Origin of the sequence: Shewanella surugensis (assembly GCF_023284005.1) — a bacterium.
Lineage (GTDB): Bacteria > Pseudomonadota > Gammaproteobacteria > Enterobacterales > Shewanellaceae > Shewanella > Shewanella surugensis.
Window position 1 is genome coordinate 139,535 of the sequence record NZ_JAKIKS010000001.1, and the last position, 24,427, is coordinate 163,961.

The following is a 24,427-nucleotide window of genomic DNA, read 5'->3' on the forward strand; positions in this document are numbered from 1 at the left end:
ATGAACGGATATAAAGTCACCTGAATAGCCTTTATACCATCGAATGATGAGAATTAAGTATCAGAAGGATAAACGCCACCTACGGTAAAGTCTACTCCCACACTCTTGAGCTAAAAATTTGCCGCTTTTACTCAACAAGACATTTAAAAAACAATAACAAAAAAGCCTTGCAAACTTTAACTTGCAAGACTTTTTTAATCGATCACTATGACATCACTATTTTACTTCGAAAGTACTCGATTTACCCGAATAGCTATTTAAAGCGCCACTCCATCCACTTTTCCAGTAGCCATGATGACGAATACGATAAGTTCCTGTCGGCATGTCATCCTCAATCGTCCACTCTAACTTGGCATCAGAACACGCCATGCAATCAATATCCGTATCACGGATCCAAACAAACAGAGTGCTGGCATCATTTTCTGTTAACTGCGTTTCCCAACTGCCATTCACTTTACGTTGCACCTCAAAGAAAGCGTCCATGGTTTTGAAGTTATTTTGAGGGTGGCCTGACCGAAACTTCACCGTAACGGTATCGCCAAGATTATAGCTTGAAGAGGCATCTTTGGTGGTTTCACCAAATGATTCCCAAAGTCGCTTATCATCATATACCACTCCAGCGGCATAGATCAGTTGATCATTTTCACGATTAATCGGTGTTGGGCCATCGGATACAGAAGAACCTTTAGCGATGGAATCAGCCAGCTCGGTGAATATTTGACGATGTGCCGCTAATGAATCAGGGCCAAATACCGTATGAGCACCTTCATAATATTGCTGATCATACTCTTCATTTGTGGTGATATAACCACTATAAGCATTAGCCAAACCTGCGATAACAACATGCTTAACCCCACTGGCCTCTAATGCCGCTAACACATCACTACGTAAACGGCGCCCTGACATGGTGGTCATTTCGCCCGGCACGCCGACTAACGCTAACTCACCAATTTGAAATAACTGAAAAGGCAGAGTATCACTATATAAATCAATATTATCGCTTAACTCTATATTCACGAATGTGGGTTTTGGATATTGACATTCCTCATATTGATCACTCCCCGTCGCAATATTTGAAAACGCATCCAATAAACCGAGTAAAGGGTAACCTGCTAGCACATTACCAATTAAGGTATCGTTTTCATTCCAATAAGTCCCTTCGTTATCTTGGGTCATTCCTTCTAAAATACCGTCCATATCGGAAGGACCATCCCAAGCCGCTCCTGCAGTAAAGGACCAACCCACTGTACCGCCACAAAGTGCTTGCGCTATACCAGATTGTGTATAACTTGCACCCACTTGATAATTAGGCATTTTGACATATTGAAAACGGTAATTTAATGTCCCCGTTAATGAAGCCGTTGGATTATCATACAAAGACACTGCCATATCATATTGTTTGGTCGCCGATAAAATAACATCTTCTTTAGTTGTCTCCATACAACCATTTTGCACACCACAGACATTGGGTGACACATCACCTTCATCACTGTTTGCAAAAGCGGCAACAAACCCCATCTTTAAAGGTGGTTGTGTGCCTTTTAACTTTTCAAATAACTGACTCGCCATACCTTTATTATCACCACTGATATAGCGGTAAGTTTGCGGAGAAGAGACGTTATGGACCGCAAACCAATTGATCATACCAATTTCAGTACCATCATCTTTTAGTAGCTTGAGTACTGTCATGGTATCGTTAACATCAGTACTATAATCATCTTTATCTGGGTTAAAGGCATAGACATCTTTATTACGATTAATACTAGCATCCGTCAAACTGCCTTGCGCAAATTTAATATTGCCCGAAGCCTTATTACTAAATGCACTGGCAATCGACTGATAAATACCCTCCACGATCGTAGCGTAGTTATCTTCATCATAACCCAGCGAACTTAAGTTTAGCATTACAGTATGATCATAACCGCCCGGACCAACATGGGTATGGCTCGCGGTTAACATGACATTTTGCTCACTCAAATAAGGTGATAAACTGGAATTAGCTGCAATTTTAGCCATTACGCCTTGATGCACACTTTGTGGGATACTTTGTAGATCTGCACTGACAAAAACGACAAAGTCATCCGTGCCTAGCGCCCCAATGGTGAATGCACGAGACCACAGACGAGTAAAAATGCCCTGTGTCGTTTGGGCTGTATCACCGTAGCCCACCATGCCTCTATCTGCCGCCGGTCCAGTAATATCATACATACCACTACCGACAAGCCACTCCCCAGCTTGAGCAGAGAAAGAACAGGCAATCGCACTCGACAATAACATTGAGCTTAACGTTAACGGTTTAAGTACAGAATTGAATCTATTCATAAAGTATCCCCAGGCTTTAAAGCCATTAATTATTATTAGATGTAATCAGCAACCCAACCACACCCAATATAACAACTTGGCAACCAATGGGTCTTTACGCATGATAATTCAAAACTTTTTCAAAACACAAATCGACATATCGACAAATCGACAAATATAATGAAAACATTATTTACAAGTGCGTTACCAGTAGAGGTTAATCTTTCATCAATCGAGTATTTTAAAATGAAATAACCTATCTCAAGTATTTGAAAATAATATTTAAACAGGCCTTGCTTCGGCCTAAATAATGAAAGGGGAAAATAGAAGTTAGTCGACAAAAAAAGAGAAGTGTAAATTAGAGTAAATACACGACTTAAGTCGTAAGAGCATCCACACGAAGGCAAGATATAGAATTAACAGTTTCCCCCAAAACAACTGAGTTACTTCATATTCATTGAGTTTGAGTTTCAAGTTGTGCCAACTCAGTACGGCTAGCAATATTGAGTTTTCGATATATTTTATAAAGATGATTCGAAACCGTTGAAGGCGCAACGCCCATTTCTCTGGCCGCTTCTTTAAAAGACAAGCCCTTTGTCACCCATTTAACGACTTCTTTTTCCCGCAGACTGAGTAAATCAACCGTGCGAGTTTCCCATAGTGCAATACAATATAAATCACCAAAAGCATTTGATGTCATCTGTAATCCTTTTTCAAGCAAGGCATGATCAAATACACTAAAGGGTAAGTGACCCGATGAATATTGAGGGTAATATTGACGCAGTAACGCCATGAAACGGGGTTGTGCTTCAAAAAACAAACCATATTTATCACAAATGGCTAACGCTTCTTGAGCATGACTTTTTTTTCTTTGAGTAAGATGTAAAAAATAATAATGGGAAGCGCTACTCACCAAGTGAAAACCTAAACGATCTAAGTTCTGCGTGTCATTAAGACTAAAAGGATTATGTTTTTCGAAACGATATAGGCTAATGAGATCGACAATACCCGTTGAAGCATCGGGTAATAAAATGCCTATAATACGCTCCACGCCATATTGAGAGAAAAAATCAATATAAACGGAGCTTGAATAAAACAGCTCATCAGCAAGAACAGATGACATATCTAACGTCACTCCAGGCTGTTTTTTTAACGCTTCAAAAAAGGGATTAATGGTTTTTGTTTGCGCCAAAGCACTAGAATACGTCTCATCAACACCTAGAACATCAACACTATGAAAACTATCAGAATCTAGCCGACCACATCCCCATAATGCACCATCAAAGTCTATTACTTGGGCTATTTGTGCCAGTGCGCGACGGCGATAGTCACTACTGCTCGTTGCCGCTAAACGATATAAATCTGCAATACAGATATCGATATTACTCATCATTCACCTTGGCTCGATCGGTATAGGTATGGCAATAGGTCATTTTTACTATTTTTATTTCTCCACATAAACGTAATACTCAGCACCAAATCTATCACTTTTCAAACCTGTAGGGGTGTTTTCATGGATGTTAATTTAAAGATCAACCCAGAACTGCTATCAAATGAAGAAAAATTCAACAATAACTTCTTTAAGCGCTTTCACTTAAGACACGCCGAACAACCATTACAATTGAATGAAAATATAGAAAAAAATTATCAATTTCCCACCTTTTATGCTGATGCGAGTTGTGCCATCGCCATTTTTCATTGTGACTATGCCGCCGCTAAAGCCATGATGCCCGATCCAAGCATGGAGCCCGTTAAAATGACGAAGGGACGTTCATTGGTCATTTTTTCATGTTATGAATATCGCCATGTCATGAATGTCGCCCCTTATAATGAAATTGCCATAACGATCCCCGTTGTTAGCGACGGGGGGATGAACTTGCCCATATTAACCATGCTGCTGGGGGATAAATTAAAGAACTTCGGCTATTACGTGTTTCATATGCCCGTCACTTCGCTAGAAAACAGACTCAGAGGACGCAAAATTTGGGGACTACCTAAAGAAGTTGAGCAAATTAACATCACCAAAGATGAGCAATCTTCAAAAATTGAAGCCTCAATCGATGGACAAGCCCCTTATCTGACACTCTCGATTCCTACACAAGGTCAAGCCCAATCATTTGATGTTAAGTCAAATCTGTTGTCTGTACTGAACTCTAACAGGCTTAAAAGTACCACTCAATTTAAAGGCACCTTCAATTTAAACAAAAATATGAAGACCTTACTGACAAAATCGGATGTCGGTAATGGGATCAATATACAACTTGGCGATGGGCCTATGGCTGATAAATTAAAGGCCTTAAAAATAGAACAGCACGCTTTTCAATATCGCTATACCGATAACATGAATGCGTGTTTCGACCTTCCCCATGAAACAAGGAGCTGTTAATGGCAAACAAACATTATCTTATTTTTGGGGCGGGTGCGATTGGCACCACTGTCGCCACTTGGTTGAATCAAGCTCAGTTAAATGTGTGTTTATTTGATACACAAGCAGTCGCTGAACATATTAACCAACATGGACTCGATATTTATCATGGCGAAAAGCCCAATGTGCGCCACAAGAGCCAAGTTCACGCTTATTGGCAATTAGCCGATGTCCCGAAACCCGATGTCATTATTCTTTGTGTTAAAAACTATAGTTTACATGGTGTGAGTCAATTATTATCGGAGCACTTTGGTAAAGAGACGATGATAGTCGGTCTTCAAAATGGAATAGAGAATCAGCAAGTACTGCCTGAATACTTCAGTAAAATCATTTATGGGGTACTTTGTTTTAATGCTTGGGTCGATGGTTTTGGCGTGGTGGGTTACCAGAAAAAAGGGCCTATCGCCCTTGGACATAACGGTGGAATAAAAACAGAAGAAATCAATGCGATCACCCGTGACTTCAATAAAGGAGTTGAAAGTATTGTTTATCAAAACCTTGCCGATACGGCTCATTGTAAAATTGTCATCAATCTAACCAATTCATTAACGACATTAGTCGCTTTACATCAAAATGATCAATCCAAGAGTAAGAAGTTTCAAAAATTACTGACCAGTATGACCTACGAAGGCATAAAAGTGATGAAAGCGGCAGGGTTCAAAGAAAGTCAATTAGGCGGAATGCCTAGCTGGGCTCTGATCACCGCAGCAGGACTATTACCCGGATTTTTGACTCGAAAACCTTATTTAAAAAACTTAAAAAAGTTAGTTGTTTCGAGTATGGCTCAAGACATTATTTTAAAGGGTGGCAGTGTCTCTGAACTCGAATCTATTAATGGCTATGTTATCGATTTAGCTAAAAAACATAATGTCAATATTCCGGTCAATAATGCCATTTATGCACTCTGTAAAGAGGCCTTTAGCCAACAACCCTTTAAAGCCATTTCGATTGATGCCATTTGGGCACGCGTAAAATCATAGCCTCTTCTTGATAGCTTGATAGCCAAATAAAATCACACTAAAAATAGCCAATAAAAAAGGTAGCGTTATCACTACCTTTATCTTTACTGCTGGTTACTTAAAAATCAGACATCGATTTATCATGCTGACTTTGCTTAAAATCACTTTGATCATCACTGGCTAATTGTGTTGGGATTGCTGCCGCCGAATTACTGGCAAAATGGTATTCAGGGGAAGCGGCATAAGTATGGGATAAATCATGTTGCGTTTGATTAAAACCTTGATTGACTATTTTAGTGATCGCACCTTGCAGCTGAGGATTTTTATCAAATTTATAACTATCATTGACTTGCCGAGTTCTAGAAAAATCATGTTGGCTCATTGAATATTGCTCTGCTATTTCGTCAGCGATACTTGTTGCAGAGACAACCACTACACTTAAAACACACGCAAAGTTAAACACTTTCATACAAGCCAACCATTATTATTACATTATTTTAACATAATAATACAAAACACTCAATTAGTGAATAGTTAAGCTCTAAATGTTAACTTATGTTACATTTGAATTGTAAAGTAAGCGACTCTGGACGAGTAAGAATAGAAAAGTAACATGATAAAAGGAGGATTATCCCCATCCACCTGATTGGCATTATGCCTAACTGAACGTCATTGGCGGACTTCATTTCATGTTCAACCAACCTGAAGTCAGATAATTGACCATAAACAAGCCTATTCATCTGCGCAGAGATGAATAACGACTTTAGACAAAAATCTTTATTCAATTCATCAAGGACTGTAGAGTATGAAACATCGGCTAGACATCCTATTTATTTTTAATCCAATAACTCAATGTATCAAACAGTTCATCCAGAACGATGGGTTTAGTAATATGGGCATTCATGCCTGCATCCAGACTTTTTTCCCTGTCACCAGACATTGCATGAGCCGTCATCGCAATAATCGGTAAATGGTCCCGATCATATTTTTCACGCAATTGCTTTGTGGCAGTCAATCCATCCATAACCGGCATTTGAATATCCATCAAGACAGCATCAAACGCTTCGTTTTCAATCATATCAATGGCGACTTGCCCATTTTCAGCCACCTCAACATGGTAACCAGCACTCTTTAACAGCTCTGTTGCCACTTGTTGATTGATGAAATTATCTTCCACTAACAAGACCTTGCCAGCCAGCCCTTCTTCATCAATACTGATGGCTTCCTCAGCTTGCGCTTTTTCATCAATACTGCCCGCTAATAGCAGCGCCTGATCAGGTTCATTTTTTGCCGAAAACGCGGCAATAATTTCATCAAATAAAGAAGAGGCTTTAAACGGTTTTTGCAATAAAGCTGACACTTTGGCATGACTCAATTCTTTTTGCATTGGCTCAGCAGAATAAGCCGTCATCATAATGATCACGGGCCTTTTTTCCAATCGACCATCTGCCACCATTTCATCGATATGCTTAACCACCTCTGGACCATCCATTTTCGGCATCATCCAATCCAATAAGAGAAGATCAACGCTCTTCTTGGCTAAAATGGTCAAGGCCTCTTCACCGCTCAATGCTGTATCCACATCGAAATGGAATCCACGAGTGACGCTTGAATAGATTTGCAAGGCTGTTGGGTTATCATCCACGACCAGCGTGGTTAAATTTCCCAGCCAAGAAGGAAAAACTAACGGTGGGGCGACAGCTTCTTCAGCAATTTCAAAACTCACCGTGAAGCTAAAAATACTCCCCACATTGGGCTCACTTTCCACTTGTAAGATCCCCCCCATCATGGAAACAAGATGTTTACTAATGGATAAGCCTAATCCCGTTCCACCATATTGGCGTGTGGTCGAGCCATCAGCTTGTGCGAAAGCATCAAACAGACTCGCCTGTTTTTCACCACTAATTCCAATACCGGTGTCACGAACCCAGAATTTTAAGCTAATATAATCATCTCGCTCACCCATATCTTCACAACCCAGCTCAATTTCTCCCGTTTGAGTGAATTTGACCGCGTTGGAGAGCAAATTGACTAACACTTGTCCAAGACGCAGAGGATCTCCCTCTAACATAAGCCCTGCCGTCACAGGGGCATATAAGAGTAATTCAACACCCTTTTCTTGGGTTGTCAGAGTATTAAGATCTAAAGCATGATCAAGCACTTTATCTAATGGGAATGACACCTTTTCAAGCTCTAGCTTGCCCGCTTCAATTTTAGAAAAATCTAAAATATCATTGATAATTCTTAATAAGGAATGCGCAGAAAAATCAGCTTTATCAAGATAATCAATTTGCTGAGGTGTCAAAGTGGTTCTTTTCGCCAATTGTAACATCCCTATGATGGCGTTCATCGGCGTTCGAATTTCATGACTCATATTGGCCAAAAATTCACTTTTATATAAATTAGCCATCTCCGCATCTTGCTTAGCTTCAAGCATGGCCACTTCATTGCTCTTATGCTTAGTAATGTCTTTATGTGTCCCCACCATACGTTTGGCTTGGCCATTACTCATAAACTCTACAACACGCCCACGAGACTGTAGCCAATGATACTCGCCACTCTTGCCCTGCATCCTAAATTCCACGTCATAAGTACCCGATGGCAAGGCTAAATATTGTTCCATCGATTGCTCAACTCGCATACGATCGTCTGGATGAATTAATTCGCTAATGGTAGAGACCAATGCAGGGAACTCATTACTGTCATAGCCCAACATAGTGTAATACGCCGGATTACAGATAATTTGTTCTGAATCGAGATACCAATCCCATAAGCCATCTTCGACGGCATCCATGGCTAAGTGATAGCGCTCTTCAGATAGGCGTAATTGTTCTGCTGACTCATATTCTCTAGTGACATCACGCCACACCGCAATTAATCCGAGCAGCTCACCACGACGATTGTAAAAGGGTAACTTTAACGTATCGAGTAAAATAGACTTACCCGCTAGTTCGACTTTTTCTTGGTATCGGAGTGTCGTTTTATCTTCCATCACTCGTAAGTCTTCGGTTAAGATCCGACCAGCTTGATCATCACTCGCGACTTTATCCGAAAAACGCCCTATCATTTCACTTTCAGTAAAGCCTAGCATGCGCTCAGCCGATTTATTACAACCTAAATATCGCCCTTCTTTATCCTTAAAAACAATGGCTTCAGGTATTGAATCTATAAGTGAACGTAATAGTGAAAATTCACGTTCTCGACGCTCAGTGGTTTCTTTCAATCGTTTGGTACGTTGCGCGACTAACTTATCTAGGCGCCTATTTTGCTCTGCTAAATGCCGGGTATATTGTTTGTTTTCTTCAAAAATTCGGCTCACTAATTGGTACCATGGCTCCCAACCATCTGACACACGTTCAGGTACTTTAATCGGCTCTTGCGAGCACATTTCTAAATGCGTTAATAAACGCGTGGCGGGATTAACAAACGAGCGCCGAGTTTGCCAATGTACTATGGTCACCAAAATGGATAACGCCAACACCACCAATAAAAATGACAGTTTCAGCTTTTCCCAAGAATCTTTAAATAAATCATCTACAGGTTGCAGATATAACAGTCGCCAAGGCGCATTATGCAATGCCACAGAATGAATATAATAGCCATTACGGATCATGCCTTCATGGGCATCAAATAGCACAGATTCCGGAATTGAGTGTAATTCAGAGGGGATTTTCTGACTAATGTGATAAACCCGATTAATGTGTGTCGAGTCCACATCACTGTTCGATAATATATTATTGCCTTGATCCAGCAGGATCACCGTCCCCGGCATTTTAAAATATAGACGAATTTGTTTTGCCAGCGACGCTAAGGTCATGTCTAAGTTAATCGAACCAATAAATTCGTCTTTCAAGTAAATCGGTACACCTAAGGTCGTTAATAACCCCTTATTGGTGGGATCGACATAGGCTTCACTCCAAAAAACACTGCGCTGCGGATTCATGGATGGCGTCGCTAACTGAAAAGGTTTCTTATTCAGTAGCTCTTCTCGAAAACGCTTTTCGTTGGACGGCCACGGATAATAAGACATCATGCGCCGCTTAGAAATATAGTAAATCGAAGACGCCTTCGGTGCTGCTTCCGTAGCGACAGGAAAGGATAACGATAACTCAAACAACATTTCCAGTTCTTGATAGAACTTTTCACTACGGCCATTGAGTGAACCCACACCCGTAATACGCCCCATATTAGTGAAAGGTTCACCATTATGAGCGTAACTAGGCTCTAAGGTAAAATACTGACCTGTTTCTTTGAACTTTTGATATTGAGGCAGATTGTCTTTTCGCACCAGTTCATCAAAGCGTAGATGATCGACAGCAACATTTCGTAAGCTTTTAACCGCTCTGATACTAGATTCAAGTAAAAGATCAATTTGTAAAACATGACGTTCAACTTGTTCTTCTCTTTGTTCAATTAAATGCTGCTTCTCTCGATCGAAAAAAAACCATGCCGTCACTAATGCCATGATAATCACACCAATATAGGTATAAAAAACAGCTCGGTTATAATTTTTTTGTATCGGAGATTTTAATTGAAGACCTAGTTCAGTTGGTTTCATTCACAACCCTTGGTGAAACACGCTTTTTGTCCATAATGATACCATGCAGGCCAACTTCTGGCGCCGAAAAAGAGCATTCACTACCGACATCTTGACTACACAAAATCAGTTAGACCCAAACATTAACAATAAATCAAACTTTACACATCAACTGTTTACAATTGATGTGTATTATTATCTTAAGCCAAATAGAAAAATGTATCGGCTTGATTCAGTATATCAAATCATCGAGATCAAACGATTAATTTTTCTTAAAAAATCGACGACATCGCTTGAAAGAAATAGTCTAAAATAACCCGTTAACGCTAACAAGTTATTGCCGCTGAATTCAGCTGACTTAGATATTACTACCTAAGCCACTTTAACGTACTGAATTCTAGATAATTGCTACATTCCCCTATAAGTTTTCCTCAGCAAATTCTGCCAAACGTGAGCGTACAACCCCATTTAAATAAATATTAGCACTGCCATCGAAATCTTTGAAGCGCTCAACGATATAGGTTAATCCTGACGTCACCGCCGTTAAATAATTCGTATCAATTTGCGCTAAATTACCACTGCAAATCAATTTTGTGCCTTCTCCCATACGCGTTATCATCGTTTTAAGTTGAGAAGCGGTTAAATTTTGACATTCATCCAAGATCACCACCGAGTTCTGAATAGAACGTCCTCGCATGAAATTAATCGATTTAAACTGAATATTGGCTTTTTCCATGATGTAGTTCATGCTACCCGCTGGGTTCACATCATTTTTATGCAACACTTCCAATGTATCGGTAATAGCCCCTAACCAAGGCGTCATCTTCTCTTCTTCCGTACCCGGTAAAAAACCAATTGATTCTGCAATCTCTGGGGTATTACGAGTCACAATAACCTTATCATATAAGCCTCGCTCGACCACGAGTTCTAACGCGGCAGCCATGGCTAATAATGTTTTACCGCACCCCGCTGGCCCCGTTAAAATAACTAAATCGATATCGGGATCCATTAAGGCCTGCATCGCCATACCTTGATAAATATTTTTAGGCTTAATCCCCCACGCCTCAAGGTGCATGAGCCTATCTTTACCTAAATCAAGAAATTTCAATTCGGTTTCTGTTTTCTCAACAATTCGACCACAAAAGTTAGACTTATCATCGAGCATATATTGATTACAATAAAAAGGCTCATCACCAAAAGCGGTTAATGGCACCTTATGCACCGTATGTCGTCCGTAACTTTCGGTGCTCACCTTATCCGTATAATCCCAAAAATTCCCCTCAAATTGATGAAAACCTTTCGTTAAAAATCTGACGTCATCAATTAATTGATCTCGGCGATAATCTTCCACCATTAAGATCCCAGCGCCTTTGGCTTTGAGGCGCATATTGATGTCTTTTGTGACCAATACTAACGTTCGAGGGGCATGTTTTTTCTGTAAGTGAAGTGCGGTGTTAATAATGCGGTTATCGTTATTAATATCAGGAAGGGAACCATTGGTAAAATCGAGTTGATGATCGGGGAAAATGGATAAGCGACCAGATGCGTCACTATGATCTTCTCGTCTCGGGAGGTTAACGCCTTCAACAATTTCTTCAGGGGTAATTTCCCCCCCTAAAATATCCTCCAACGCTCTAATGGCCACACGGGCATCACGACTCACATCCCGTTTTCTGTCTTTAATCTGATCGAGCTCTTCCAATACCGTCATCGGAATGATGACATCATGTTCCTTAAATGAATATATGGCCAAAGGTTCATGCAGTAATACATTGGTATCTAATACAAACAACTTTCTGTCGTCTTTATTCATGACGCCTCCATTTGTGTATTATTTGATGATTATCCTATTAAAACGCTCCTATTGATCCGCTATACATAATATATTAATACGCCTAAACGAGATAATTTGCCAGCCTGTAAAACTTAACTTGCTAATAAACAGCTCATATCAACATTACTAATCCTCACTATATATAGCTTAGAACAATATGTTAATCTTATGTTGCCCAACTATTTACGCCTTCATAGTGCCAGCAAACTTTTTGAGTATCAAGTCAGCTTTACGCTATACCCAAGTGATAAATAAAAATCCCCGCAGCAAGCTATCTCGCCTTTGGCTCAACTTCGCTACGCGAAGCGGGGTATTAAGATACTGAAAGACTAAAACTCACGCAGCCAGCTGCGGGGAATCAGACCCACTGAGATTAAAATGATAAATATTTCGGCTAAACTCACTTATTTGGAGAAAAATCATTAATCACTTTTTTATCACTAATCTGTCTGAAAAAAGTCTAACAATGAGAAAGAGAATGACTTGGGTAAATCTTGCAGTTTTACGGTGTTTGGGTATACCATACGCGCCCATTGTGTTCCCCCTGTAAATGAGAATTTTAAATGCCGTTTTCCTTAGGTCAGCGCTGGATAAGTGATACTGAATCTGAACTTGGTTTAGGTACTGTTGTTGGGGTCGAAGGCCGTATGGTCACCGTGTTATTTCCTGCAACGGGTGAAAACAGATTGTTTTCACGAGCAGAAGCCCCACTCACTCGCGTGATTTACAACCCTGGCGACAAGGTTGAGAGTCATGAGGAATGGAGCTTGAAAGTGACTGAGGTTGAAGAAAAAGATGGGCTTATTGTTTATCATGGTATTCATGACGAAACGGGCAAAGAGGTCAGTTTACGAGAGACTCTTTTAAACCACAACATTCGCTTCAATAAGCCACAAGACCGTTTATTTGCAGGACAAATCGATCGTTTAGACAGATTTGGCATACGCTATCAATGCCAATTACTCAGAAATAAACTCGCCACCTCTGACTTACTCGGACTTCAAGGTCCCAGAGTCGGATTAATCCCTCATCAACAGTGGATTGCCCATGAAGTCGGTCAACGGTTCGCACCACGGGTCTTATTAGCGGATGAAGTGGGATTGGGTAAAACCATTGAAGCCGGTTTGATTATCCATCAGCAATTGCTCACTGGCCGCGCCGAACGTGTATTGGTTATCGTCCCCGATACCCTGAGACACCAATGGCTGGTTGAAATGCTAAGACGCTTTAATTTGCGTTTTTCTGTCTTCGATGAAGATCGCTGCGTTGAAGCCTATGCTGATAATGATAATCCTTTTTATACTGAGCAACTGGTCATCTGCTCACTGGAATTGTTACGTAAAAAGCGTCGTCTTGAACAAGCCGTCGATGCCGACTGGGATTTATTAGTCGTCGATGAAGCACATCACCTTGAATGGTCAGAAGACTTACCGAGTCGTGCGTACCGCATTGTCGAAGCCTTAAGTGAAGAAATTCCGGGGATATTACTGTTAACCGCCACACCGGATCAATTAGGTCATCAGAGTCACTTTGCTCGCCTGCGTTTGCTCGATCCCGATCGTTTTTATGACTATCAAGCTTTTTTAGATGAAGAAGCCAGCTATAAAGATGTCGCAACGGCTGCAGATGCTCTGGCAAGCAATGAGCCCATCAGTGAAGACATCATCAATAAACTCATTGAACTCGTCTCTGAAAAAGATATCAGCGAGACTATCACTCTTATTCAAAGTAAGGACGCTGATAAACGTCACCAAGCCAGACAAGCATTATTGCAAGAGTTACTCGACCGTCACGGTACAGGCCGCGTGCTTTATCGTAATAGCCGCGCATCGGTAAAAGGCTTCCCTCAACGTATTTTTAATGCTTATCCGCAACCCATGCCTGAGCAATATGTGACGGCAGGACGTGTCAGCGCAATGATGAACAAACATCTTGATACTGCGGCAAAAGTGAAACAAATTCTTAGTCCTGAAAAAATCTATCAAGATTTTGATAGTGGCAGTGCTAGCTGGTGGAAGTTTGATCCACGCGTCGACTGGCTGATTGATTTCCTAAAAAACAATCGCAGTAAAAAAATCCTGATTATTGCCAGTCAAGCCGATACCGCTTTAAGCCTTGAAGAAGCTTTACGTACCCGAGAAGGCATTCAAGCCACGGTATTCCATGAAGGTATGTCTATCATTGAGCGTGATAAAGCCGGCGCTTATTTCGCACAAGAGAGTGGCGGGGCACAAGCATTGATCTGCTCTGAAATTGGTTCAGAAGGGCGTAACTTCCAATTCGCCAGCCATTTAGTACTGTTTGATTTACCCCTAAATCCTGATTTATTGGAGCAGAGGATCGGACGTTTAGACCGAATTGGTCAAAAAAATGATGTCGAAATTCACTTGCCTTACCTTAAAGATACGGCGCAAGAAGGCCTAATGCAATGGTACCATAAGGGACTGAGTGCCTTTGAGCACACTTGCCCAAGTGGTCATATTCTGTTTAGTGAATTTTCAAGTGCCTTACTTGATAGCTTGCTACTCAATGATGAAACCAGCTTTACGCCTTTACTCGAGCAAACCCAGCTGCGCTATCAAGAGCTAAAACTTGCCATGGAGCAAGGCCGCGATAAGCTGCTTGAAATTAACTCTCATGGTGGAGAGAAGTCCACTGAACTAGTCAGAAAGCTCGCCAGTCGCGACGAAGATACCCACCTTATTGGTTCCGTTATTCGCCTGTGGGACATTATCGGTGTCGAACAAGAAGACAGCGGCGAAAATGCCATTGTACTGCGCCCAAGTGAGCATATGATGTTCCCAACCTATCCTGGGTTACCCGAAGATGGCATCACCGTGACCTTCGATCGTGATATTGCCTTATCTCGCGATGATATTGCGCTGATCACTCAAGAGCACCCATTGGTGCAGACGGGTCTGGATTTAATCACCTCATCAGAAACGGGTACCACTAGTGTTGCAGTATTGAAAAACAAAGCCTTACCTGCTGGTACCTTGTTTTTAGAGCTGATTTACATGGCCGATGCCTCGGCCCCTAAATCGAGTCAACTCTATCGATACTTTCCACCGACACCTGTACGTATTTTACTGGACCAAAATGGCAATAATTTATCCGATAAAGTGAGTTATGAAAGTTTTGATAAGCAGCTCAGTGCCGTTAATCGCCACATTGGCAGCAAGCTCGTCAACGCCTACCAAACAGCGCTGCACCCTTTATTAAGTCAAGCACAAGCCTTTGCCGATAAGGAATTAATCTTATTAACCGACAGCGCTCGCGCCAAGATGACCACACAATTATCCGGTGAGCAAGCTAGGCTCGAAGCCCTTAAAGCCGTAAACCCTAATATTCGCAGTGAAGAAATTGAGCACATTAAAACGCAAATCAGTGAGCTTAACCGTTACCTTGATGCAGGACAGCTACAACTTGACGCCATCCGTTTAATTGTCGTGAGTCACGCCTAAACGTTAAATAGAAAATAACCAGAAGTAAGATTTGAAGGGAGCCTATGGCTCCCTTTTTTCGCTAACTGTAACTAACTTGTTATTCCATTGAAAAGGCATTAATATATTGATTATAATAATTATATTGAGTGTTCTAAGTGAATAATTCAGCCGTTTCTTTCGTACTAACAAGTTGTAATCGATTTGATTTACTTGAAAAAACATTAGCCAGCTTTTTAAAATTTAATACTTATCCTATCGCACAGTACATCATTATTGAAGATAGTCACAATCGCGATAAGTTAGCGGCTGTGCTGGCTAAATTTCCTACGGTTCAATTTACTGTGTTGCTTAATGAACAACAGCTTGGCCAGATGAAAAGCATAGATAAAGCTTATAATAACGTCACCTCTGAATATATTTTTCATTGCGAAGATGATTGGGAATTCTACAAAAAAGGCTTCATCGAAGCCTCGTTTAAGGTATTAGATAGCGATGATAAAGTTGTCACCGTTTGGCTAAGAGAACAAAACGATACCAACAAGCACCCCATTGAAGCTGAATTGTTTTACTGTGATGATAATGCGACCCCCTATCAAATTATGCAACGAAATTATCATAATCCTCAAGAATGGCATGGCTTTACCTTTAACCCTGGATTAAGAAGATTACAAGATTATCAAATCTTTGCCCCTATAGGTGAATTAGGCGGTGAGTACGAAATGAGTCAATTGTATTTTGAGCACGATTTTAAAGCGGCTATTTTCCCCAAAGGCTTTGTCCGCCACATTGGCTACCATAGAGGGATCCGCTATAAACTTAATCAAAGTGAATTAACAAAAGATTTGTCTGTGTATGTCAAAAAAATCAGAGCCCATATCTGCCAAGCATTCCGCATTTAAAATACTCAAATATTAAGATCCCAACCTGAGTGCCTTAATATAACACTCAGGGTTTTTATTACCCTTAATGAGGTTCTATTACCACCTTGATTGGCGTTTTTCATAGGGCCGTTCGGGTTCTTTACCTTGCCTTAACGCTGCTATTGCACGGTTCCTCCCCATTAATAATTTAATTTGACTAAAGGTTTCTCGTCTGAGTAAGCACCTTATACTGGCCGTCCAACTCAAATTAATACTCAATTTAATCGCCGCATTCGCATCCGGAGAGGTTTGCATTAACATTTGAGCTAATGTCTCTGCTCTTTGCATAGGATCGACGACGACTTCAGTCACCAGCCCTTTTTTAAGAGCTTCATCCGCCGTTAATACTGCTGCTGTCATGGTTAATAGCAAAGCTTGATCTTTTGGCATGATCTCTCTCAATGTCACTAGCCCTGCCATATCGGGTACCAGCCCCCATTTAGCCTCCATGATGGAAAACTGCGCGGTGGGCGATACGACTCTAAAATCTGCTCCCAAGGCTATTTGCATACCGCCGCCAAAACAACAACCTTCAATAGCCGCAATAACTGGCACCGGAAGTTGCCGCCAGCCTAACGAAATTCGCTGCGCTAAATTGGCATTCCCCGGCAGTCCTTTCAATAATATTCTCACCGCTTGTAATGGTGATTTCATCACGCTCTTAATATCCAAGCCTGAGCAAAAATTATTACCAACGCCGTATAAAATCACCACTTGTAAATCACGATCTTTTTTTAATTGCTTAATCACACGATCTATGGCAATAAAAGCATTAAAATCAAGCGCATTATATTTATCAGCTCTATTGAAGCTCACATAGGCAATACCCTGCTGTTTTTTAACTTGTACATAATTCCCTTTCATTTCAACCACCGTATAATTAACCCTATAAAAACAAAAAAATATCGTTTGACCAACATTGCTCTAAATATGCTAGCATCATTGCCTACGGTAGCAGCACTAAAAAACAATCTTTTTATAATGAAAACAAACGCTGATCCCCCATAAATTTGAGGACATTGATTAATGCCATTCCCAGTACTCATCTGTGATGATTTTGCATTAGCCCGAAAACAAATTGTTCGTAGTTTACCTCCCCAATGGGATATTGACGTCACCCATGCGGTTAATGGATTAGAAGCGATTGAAGCCATACGTCAAGGTAAGGGCGCATTGGTTTTTCTTGATTTGAATATGCCAGTTATGAACGGATTTGAGGTGCTTGAAAAAATACAATCTGAAAAAATAGTCTGTCAGATTATTGTGGTTTCCGCCGACATTCAAATTAATGCCCTAATGAGAGTGAAGGCTCTTGGTGCGCTTGATTTTATTCAAAAACCCGTTAATCCCGAATCACTCAAGCACATACTCGATGAACACAATTTATTTCGCGTTCACCGTACGCATATCCCCCCCTTGCCCGACATTTTCCCCCTTAGCCTCCTTGATGCCTGCAAAGAGCTGGCTAATGTCGCCATGGGCAGAGCGGCGGCTTTATTATCGACCTTACTGGATGTATTCGTCATATTACCCATCCCAAATGTTAATACGCTTGAAGTCAGTGAGCTCATCATGGCGTTAAAGTCAACCGACGAGCAAGAGAGCATTTCCGCTTTGTGCCAAGGATTTATTGGTGCCGGTATTGCGGGTGAAGCTTTATTATTATTTCACGACTCTTCTTTTAAGGACATGGCAGCCCTGATGGACTTGCCTTCCCCGCCGGATCAACATGCCGAAGTCGAAATCATGATCGATATTGGTAATGTATTAATCGGGGCATTTCTTAACGGCTTATCTGAACAGCTCGATATGACCTTTAGTCAAAATCACCCCGTTATCTTAGGGCGACATTGCAATGCCAATGATTTAATTCAAGAGAACTCAGATAAGTGGACTAGAAGCTTAGCCATGGAAATTAATTACCGCATTGAGCATCATGATATTCAATGCGACCTATTACTCGTGCTCACAGAAGATTCGTTGCCTACATTAACAAGCAAGCTGGCTCACTTTATCGATAGGAATACCGCCTCTCATGACAAATAACGCAAAGGTAAATGATCAATGGCATTGGCTCGTCGACATGGTACAAACCATAGAAGTGGGACTAGTTGTACTCGATAAAGACTTTAACATACAACTGTGGAATGGCTTTATGGAGAACCACAGTGGCATCACTTTCGATACACTGCACAATAAAAACCTTTTCGAGCAATTTGATAGTCTGCCCAAAGTTTGGTTACGGCAAAAAATGGAGTCCGTGCTCCTGTTAAAGAACCGCTCTTTTATTAGCTGGGAACAAAGACCTTTTGTGTTCCAATTTAAAAATTACCGTCCTATTAGCTGCCGAGCTGATTTCATGTATCAGAATGTCACCTTACTCCCCCTCACCTCACATGCTGGCGACATCACTCATATCAGTATGATCGTGTACGACGTTACCGATGTTGCCATGAATAGACAACAATTAAAAACCGCTAACGATAATTTGGAGCGCTTAAGTCAAATTGATGATTTATCACAGCTCTATAATCGTCGACATTGGCAAATTTGTATGCAAAAAGAATTCGATAGACATCATCGTTATGGACACCCAACTTCATTGGTCATGCTCGATATCGATTATTTCAAGAATATTAATGATAATTACGGTCATTATGCCGGTGACAAGGTCATTCAAACCATTTCTCATACCATTAGCCAATCCCTGCGAGGAACCGATTTTGCGGGGCGCTATGGAGGAGAAGAATTTGCTATCGTACTGCCAGAAACAAGCATAAAAAATGCCCTTTTCCTTGCAGAAAGACTCAGACAAAAAATAGCACAAACCACTTTTATTTTCAGTGGTAGCGCCATCCAAATTACCATCAGTATTGGCCTGTGTGAAATAAACATCAACAGTCAAAGCAGTGAACAATGGATTGAAAATGCTGATATTGCGTTATACGAGGCTAAAAGAAAGGGTCGAAATTGTTGTATCCAGTATCAAAGACCTAAAGCGAATTGAGGATGGTACCCTGCCAAAGAGACTTGAACTTAGAGTCGACACAAATACTGATTTTATTATAAAAAAGCCTATCCGAAAGATAGGCTTATATTCTTTAATTCAACTCACTCCTAATGTAAAGCCTGGCCTTGACTGTCTGCTTGGATCTCATCTTCAGCCTCGTCTTCGTCACCCATAAAATGAGTACCCCAACCGTCATAATCCACTTTTTGTTTAGCGGCAACTTGAAGCAATTTTTCACAGGCATCGTCCAATAACTCAACTTCGAGTAAATGGGTACTAATGGCATCAAAGCAAAAAATAACAGAACCATCTTCCAGCTCCATTTCTTCTGCATCATTCACGTCAAACCCGAGCTTAAATGCCTCAACAGCCGCTTTTTCTAATTTATCAAAATTCGTTGATGAAAAATGATGTTCGATACTGTACTGCGCATCGGGATCAGAGCCATCAACCAACATGGCTTCAACAATGTCTCTATTTTCTTGTTTCTGTAACTCTAATTGTCGTGCAATAGACATGAATGACTCCAAATCATTAAATATTATTTGATAGGCTAGGGCCTGTTGATCATTGGTTTGCTCATGAGCGCTTGAGCTTCTTTGTTTAGTAGTGCTAATTTTTGGGTCATTTGAACATGGATCCGCGCCGATAATTCCTTTACATGAGATTTATCGAAACCTTTGGTAGTAATAGGCTCCATCATTTCAATCAATACCACACCGTTATTCCAACGATTTAATTTAATATGACATTGGTTCGATGCCAGCACCGGTACCATAGGCACTCCAGCTGAAATGGCCGTATAAAAAGCCCCCATTTTGAAAGGTAACAATCCTCGACCTTGAGAACGAGTCCCTTCTGGAAACATCCAAATCGATAAACACTTATTTTTTATTTTTTGGGCTGCTTCAGCCATGGTGTCAAACGCTTTACCACGATTTTTACGATCCAGTAAAATATTACCTGTTAACCAATATATTTGTCCTATAAAAGGCATCCAAGCAATGCTTTTCTTTCCTAAACTCACCGTCCCTTTCGGCACAGCAGCAGTATGAGTAAATATGTCAAAATTATTCTGATGATTAGCTAAGAAAACACAAGGATCATCATTCTTTTTTGCCTGATTACGGACAATCACTTTAATGCCCAAAACGGGGGCAGCAAAAGAAAACATCTTAGCTAACATATGGACATTATTACGGTGACGTGGCCTAACTAAACAAACTAAGCTGCCAAACATAAAAACAAATAGCAACATAATAGCCAATATTAAACATCTAAAAATTAAAAGCACCGAACTCTCCCACAACTTAAGTCGGCACAGTATAGCTAGCCAACATACTCGACTCAATATATTGTTTACACATGTATGCTGAATTCATGTTAAGCATACGGCGTTAATAGGTTTTAATTTTGTTACCCATTCATGTCACAACTCTAAATTGATGATTTTATCATCATTTACTAAGCACACTTTGTTCCGTTTCTTTTTTATAACATACTTTCAGTGTCACTCTCATGAGCATCGCACTCAACGCTAGACAGGCGACAATAACCGCACCACTGGGTAAATCCCAGCTTGCCGATAACATTAGACCACCACAATAGCCAAAAATTCCGACTAAATAAGCTAAAGCCAATCCGAAGCGACCATAATAACGATTAATGGCTAAAGCGGGTAATATTAAACTGCTAAAAACCAAATAAACGCCGACTAATTCCACCGATAAGGTGATCACAATGGCAAAAATAAGATAAAAAGCACGCCCTTCTAACAAGCAAGGCTTAAGTATTAACAATAGTAATATGAGGGTATAAGCAATGGCTGGAAAAACTAATTGAGATAAATTCACCCAAAGAATTTGCCCCGATAAAAGCTGCTTTAATAACTCGGCACCATGAGGATCATTCGCTAAAATCAACATAGCGGCGACAGCCGCCAATACATAAAAACAACCAATAAAGGCTTCGAGTTCATCACTCATTCGACGTGAAAGCCAAGCAATAATACCGGCACCTGCAATCGCAAAAATAGCAGGCATCCACACGTTTGAGAAAGGCAACTCGGCTAAATCATGATTTAAATGTCCAATAATGGTACCGAGTGCAGCCACTTGGGCAATCGCTAGATCAATAAAAATAATGCCCCTTTTAAGTACTTGTTGCCCCAAAACCACATGCGTTGACAGTACTAGCAATCCTGCAAGCAATGCGGGGATCAAGATAGACACTAACTCAATATCAAACCCTATACCATTATCAAACATGGAGAAAAACCTCATTCTACTTAAAAAAAGAGCATCAAGATTGATGCTCTTTAACGTACACTGTTCATTAAGATAAACCGCTACTCAGCCTCTAGCTTCTGCACATTTAATAACAAATTAAGTGTACTGCTGTACAAGCTAAATAAGTCTTGGCTTTCGCTGTTTCCGCCCACAGACATAGGTAAAGTCACCACCGGTAATTTAGCCCGTTCTCCCAGCCAAATCGCACCACGATCATTTTGGTAAGACGCTATCACGATTGCCATAATATCTTGCTTAGCCGCACTTTTTAATAGTTGGGCTAAATGTGTACTGCTTGGCGGTAATCCCGGTTTTGGCTCAAGATCGCCGACTTGCTCAATGCCAACCCAATGAAATAAATAGCGAAAACTTGAATGATAAGCGATCACTTTCTGTCCTTGCAAAGGGGCAGCCATCTGCTTCCAGTTCAGCATTGCCGCTTGCCAACGAGTAGTGAAATTCGCTAAATTGGCTTTATATTGCGCACTGTGACTCGTATCCAATTGGATCAGTTTATCCGTTAATGCTGCCGCAATTTTAAGCAGTCTTTCTGGATCAAAATGAACATGAGGATTGCCCTTGGCATGCACATCCCCTTGACTTAAATCCACACTATCAAGCTTATCTAAGGTCTCTATTTGATCGGTAGCAAAAAACAAACCTTGATCCGTTGAACGCACCTTGGCATTAACCGATTTCATTTGCAGCATCGGTAGCCAGCCAATTTCAAGATCGGCCCCCGCACAAACGACTAAATCAGCTTGACGCATTTTGGCAATTAAGCTGGGTCTGGCTTGCACTTGATGAGGATCTTGCATGGCCGTCGTTGCCGCATAAATCTTAGCATCGGGGGCGAGTTCTTTTGCAAGAGAAGCGTATTCTGGCTCACAAGCAAAGATATTAAGCTGAGCATAACTCACTGAAGAGATAACCACACCCAGTCCCAAAATCGCAGTTTTAATAAAATTAGAATTGATGCGCACCGTGAGCTCCTAATGTCATAACATATTGAAGAGTGACGACGTTATCATTTTCAATACCGTCAAAGTTAGTGCCTTTTTGCAGTGTATATTGCAAACGGACCGTCGAAAAATGACTGTGATGCCAAAAAAGACTCACATCGGTCTCTGTTAATTTTTGATCCTCAAAAGCATTGCCATCCAATTGCATGGTATCCACTTGTCCATGACGTAACCCTACGCTCCACTGAGGCGTAAACTGATAAACCCCACTCACATACCAACCTTGCTGATAATGTGATGAATAGGGATAAATATAAGCTCCCTCTGCAGGCGCAAAATCGGTTAAACGGATCCACTCACCACTCAAGGCTAAATTTTGATATTTATAATTGCCATTCGGTGCCCACTTGTAAACGACATCGGCGATATACATATTCTGGCCCGTATAAGCCGCATCATGGCTGTGTTCATCGCTACTATGATCATGACTGTGGTCATGTTCATCTGCGGTAAGTTGGCCATTTTTGTTATGTAAGTAGCTCAAGCCCGCTTGCCATGAGCTTTCTATGCCAATATCACCGCCCACCTTAGTATAAATAGTGTAAACACCGAGATTGTCATATTCCCGCTCATTATGCTCATCCTCGGCGCGCAAACTATCGCCTTGGAAAATCTCCGACCCCATGGTCCAATACAGATCAGTCGGGGCAAGATAAGTCAAACGCACGCCATCATCGTAATAATGACTGCCTAAAAAAGCCCGATAAACCGCAGGTCTATCCGCAAACGAATCGGTATGAACATGCTGATTATTCAAATAACCAATATCGGATAAAAAGCGGCCACCTCGCATAGAAAAACCAGCTGGCATAGCCAACGTTTGTATAAAGGCCTCTTCAACATTCAGCTCAGTTTCACCGTCATTGACTTCAAAGACAGTGGTTAACTTACCGTAAAATAAATCATCAATATTGGCACTTAATGACAGCTCTGTATGCCCTAGACCAAAACCCTCTGTCGCTTCCGATAACGGACGCTCGGCATTTTGGTAATAGCCATCCAATACTACGCTGACTGCTGGATTGGTTAATGTAGGCGCTTCGGCCCATAAATTTGCAGAAAATAAGCTGCAAAACAGCCCCGTAAAAGTCATGTGTTTATTTAACACTGAAAATTCCTCTCAATCGCACATTTTCCGTTTAAGCCTCATAGGCTTACGGAAATTAATTATAGTGTTTCATTTATCAAATCTTTTCATAGCACATAAAAAGATACACATTCTGACATCAGTGATACGCAATGATTTTTAGCACAATAAAATCGAGTTCCATCAACATAAATAAGCGCTCGATAGCAATGACATTATCCAATCAATATAAATGAATCAATATTGATGAACCGATCTCATTGGTAGCGCTATTGATCACTAACGACTTGATGCAGAATATAAAAAACCTTAAGAGGTAACGGGAGGACCACGGCTGTTAAAAAAACACCTATGAATGCGAGAATAAGCAATGACGGGAGGGTCGAAAAGCAGATAGCTTTGTTTAACCTGCAACACATTCAATGTGGTTTGCGGCAGATACTTATTATAATGGTGCAGATGAAAACAAAGCGTACAATGATTTTTAGCACCGTCATCAACATGACGAACATGGTGGGCAGAGGCCACAAATGATAAGCACATCAACACCACACTTAGCCACAAGGCTAAAGCGCGTCTGCTGCGTTGACTCATCATC

18 protein-coding genes are annotated in these 24,427 nt (G+C 40.9%); 6 read left to right on the forward strand and 12 right to left on the reverse strand.

Annotated elements, in window-relative coordinates; all coding sequences use genetic code 11:
- Positions 1 to 216: 216 nt before the first annotated feature.
- Both L2764_RS00585 and L2764_RS00590 read right to left on the reverse strand, forming a co-directional pair.
- On the reverse strand, positions 217 to 2,322 hold the full coding sequence (locus L2764_RS00585) for a neutral/alkaline ceramidase (RefSeq protein ID WP_248938296.1): 2,106 nt from the start codon (positions 2,320 to 2,322) through the stop codon (positions 217 to 219).
- 433 nt (positions 2,323 to 2,755) lie between these two features.
- Positions 2,756 to 3,691 (reverse strand): response regulator transcription factor, encoded by a 936-nt coding sequence (locus L2764_RS00590; protein ID WP_248938297.1) that lies wholly within the window; start codon positions 3,689 to 3,691, stop codon positions 2,756 to 2,758.
- A 123-nt stretch (positions 3,692 to 3,814) separates the two neighbouring features.
- Between L2764_RS00590 and L2764_RS00595 the strand changes: the two genes are divergently transcribed.
- Together L2764_RS00595 and L2764_RS00600 are read left to right on the forward strand one after the other, a co-directional pair.
- Positions 3,815 to 4,687: an acetoacetate decarboxylase family protein gene (locus tag L2764_RS00595; protein ID WP_248938299.1), complete on the forward strand. Its 873-nt coding sequence runs from the start codon at positions 3,815 to 3,817 to the stop codon at positions 4,685 to 4,687.
- On the forward strand, positions 4,687 to 5,706 hold the full coding sequence (locus tag L2764_RS00600; protein WP_248938300.1) for a ketopantoate reductase family protein: 1,020 nt from the start codon (positions 4,687 to 4,689) through the stop codon (positions 5,704 to 5,706). Before L2764_RS00595 ends, L2764_RS00600 begins: the two co-directional genes overlap by 1 nt.
- Before the next feature lie 97 nt (positions 5,707 to 5,803).
- Here L2764_RS00600 and L2764_RS00605 read toward each other — a convergent pair whose 3' ends face one another.
- The 3 genes from L2764_RS00605 to L2764_RS00615 all read right to left on the reverse strand — a co-directional run bounded on the left by L2764_RS00605 (position 5,804) and on the right by L2764_RS00615 (position 12,035).
- On the reverse strand, positions 5,804 to 6,154 hold the full coding sequence (locus tag L2764_RS00605) for a hypothetical protein (protein WP_248938301.1): 351 nt from the start codon (positions 6,152 to 6,154) through the stop codon (positions 5,804 to 5,806).
- 357 nt (positions 6,155 to 6,511) lie between these two features.
- Positions 6,512 to 10,243 carry a response regulator gene (locus tag L2764_RS00610; RefSeq protein WP_248938302.1) on the reverse strand — a complete coding sequence of 1,244 codons (3,732 nt, stop codon included), beginning with the start codon at positions 10,241 to 10,243 and terminating at the stop codon, positions 6,512 to 6,514.
- A 397-nt stretch (positions 10,244 to 10,640) separates the two neighbouring features.
- On the reverse strand, positions 10,641 to 12,035 hold the full coding sequence (locus tag L2764_RS00615) for a PhoH family protein (protein WP_248938303.1): 1,395 nt from the start codon (positions 12,033 to 12,035) through the stop codon (positions 10,641 to 10,643).
- Between the two features lie 584 nt (positions 12,036 to 12,619).
- On the opposite strand from L2764_RS00615, the gene rapA reads away from it, so the two are divergent.
- Both rapA and L2764_RS00625 read left to right on the forward strand, forming a co-directional pair.
- Complete coding sequence (gene rapA / locus L2764_RS00620) at positions 12,620 to 15,520, forward strand: RNA polymerase-associated protein RapA (protein WP_248938304.1); 2,901 nt, start codon at positions 12,620 to 12,622, stop codon at positions 15,518 to 15,520.
- Positions 15,521 to 15,657: 137 nt separating this feature from the next.
- Positions 15,658 to 16,401, forward strand: coding sequence for a glycosyltransferase family 2 protein (locus L2764_RS00625; RefSeq protein WP_248938305.1), 744 nt, complete (start codon positions 15,658 to 15,660; stop codon positions 16,399 to 16,401).
- 78 nt (positions 16,402 to 16,479) lie between these two features.
- Here the strand turns inward: L2764_RS00625 and L2764_RS00630 are convergent, their stop codons facing one another.
- Positions 16,480 to 17,286, reverse strand: a complete 807-nt coding sequence (locus tag L2764_RS00630) for a crotonase/enoyl-CoA hydratase family protein (RefSeq protein WP_248938306.1) — start codon at positions 17,284 to 17,286, stop codon at positions 16,480 to 16,482.
- A 162-nt stretch (positions 17,287 to 17,448) separates the two neighbouring features.
- Between L2764_RS00630 and L2764_RS00635 the strand changes: the two genes are divergently transcribed.
- Positions 17,449 to 18,468: a response regulator gene (locus L2764_RS00635; protein ID WP_248938307.1), complete on the forward strand. Its 1,020-nt coding sequence runs from the start codon at positions 17,449 to 17,451 to the stop codon at positions 18,466 to 18,468.
- Entirely contained in the window at positions 18,458 to 19,429 is a 972-nt protein-coding gene (locus L2764_RS00640; protein ID WP_248938308.1) for a GGDEF domain-containing protein, read from the forward strand. Before L2764_RS00635 ends, L2764_RS00640 begins: the two co-directional genes overlap by 11 nt.
- 110 nt (positions 19,430 to 19,539) lie before the next feature.
- Here L2764_RS00640 and rraB read toward each other — a convergent pair whose 3' ends face one another.
- From rraB to L2764_RS00670, 6 genes are all read right to left on the reverse strand, one after another.
- The gene (rraB, locus tag L2764_RS00645) at positions 19,540 to 19,950 is read right to left on the reverse strand and encodes a ribonuclease E inhibitor RraB (protein WP_248938309.1); all 411 of its coding nucleotides are present in this window, start codon (positions 19,948 to 19,950) and stop codon (positions 19,540 to 19,542) included.
- 35 nt (positions 19,951 to 19,985) lie between these two features.
- Positions 19,986 to 20,726, reverse strand: a complete 741-nt coding sequence (locus L2764_RS00650; RefSeq protein WP_248938310.1) for a 1-acylglycerol-3-phosphate O-acyltransferase — start codon at positions 20,724 to 20,726, stop codon at positions 19,986 to 19,988.
- Positions 20,727 to 20,889: 163 nt separating this feature from the next.
- On the reverse strand, positions 20,890 to 21,699 hold the full coding sequence (locus tag L2764_RS00655; protein ID WP_248938311.1) for a metal ABC transporter permease: 810 nt from the start codon (positions 21,697 to 21,699) through the stop codon (positions 20,890 to 20,892).
- A gap of 80 nt (positions 21,700 to 21,779) precedes the next feature.
- Positions 21,780 to 22,703, reverse strand: a complete 924-nt coding sequence (locus L2764_RS00660) for a metal ABC transporter solute-binding protein, Zn/Mn family (protein WP_248938313.1) — start codon at positions 22,701 to 22,703, stop codon at positions 21,780 to 21,782.
- Positions 22,687 to 23,835: a hypothetical protein gene (locus tag L2764_RS00665; RefSeq protein ID WP_248938329.1), complete on the reverse strand. Its 1,149-nt coding sequence runs from the start codon at positions 23,833 to 23,835 to the stop codon at positions 22,687 to 22,689. The genes L2764_RS00660 and L2764_RS00665 overlap by 17 nt, the downstream gene beginning before the upstream one ends.
- Positions 23,836 to 24,138: 303 nt before the next feature.
- Entirely contained in the window at positions 24,139 to 24,426 is a 288-nt protein-coding gene (locus L2764_RS00670) for an ABC-type zinc uptake system zinc chaperone (protein WP_248938314.1), read from the reverse strand.
- Position 24,427 lies beyond the last annotated feature (1 nt).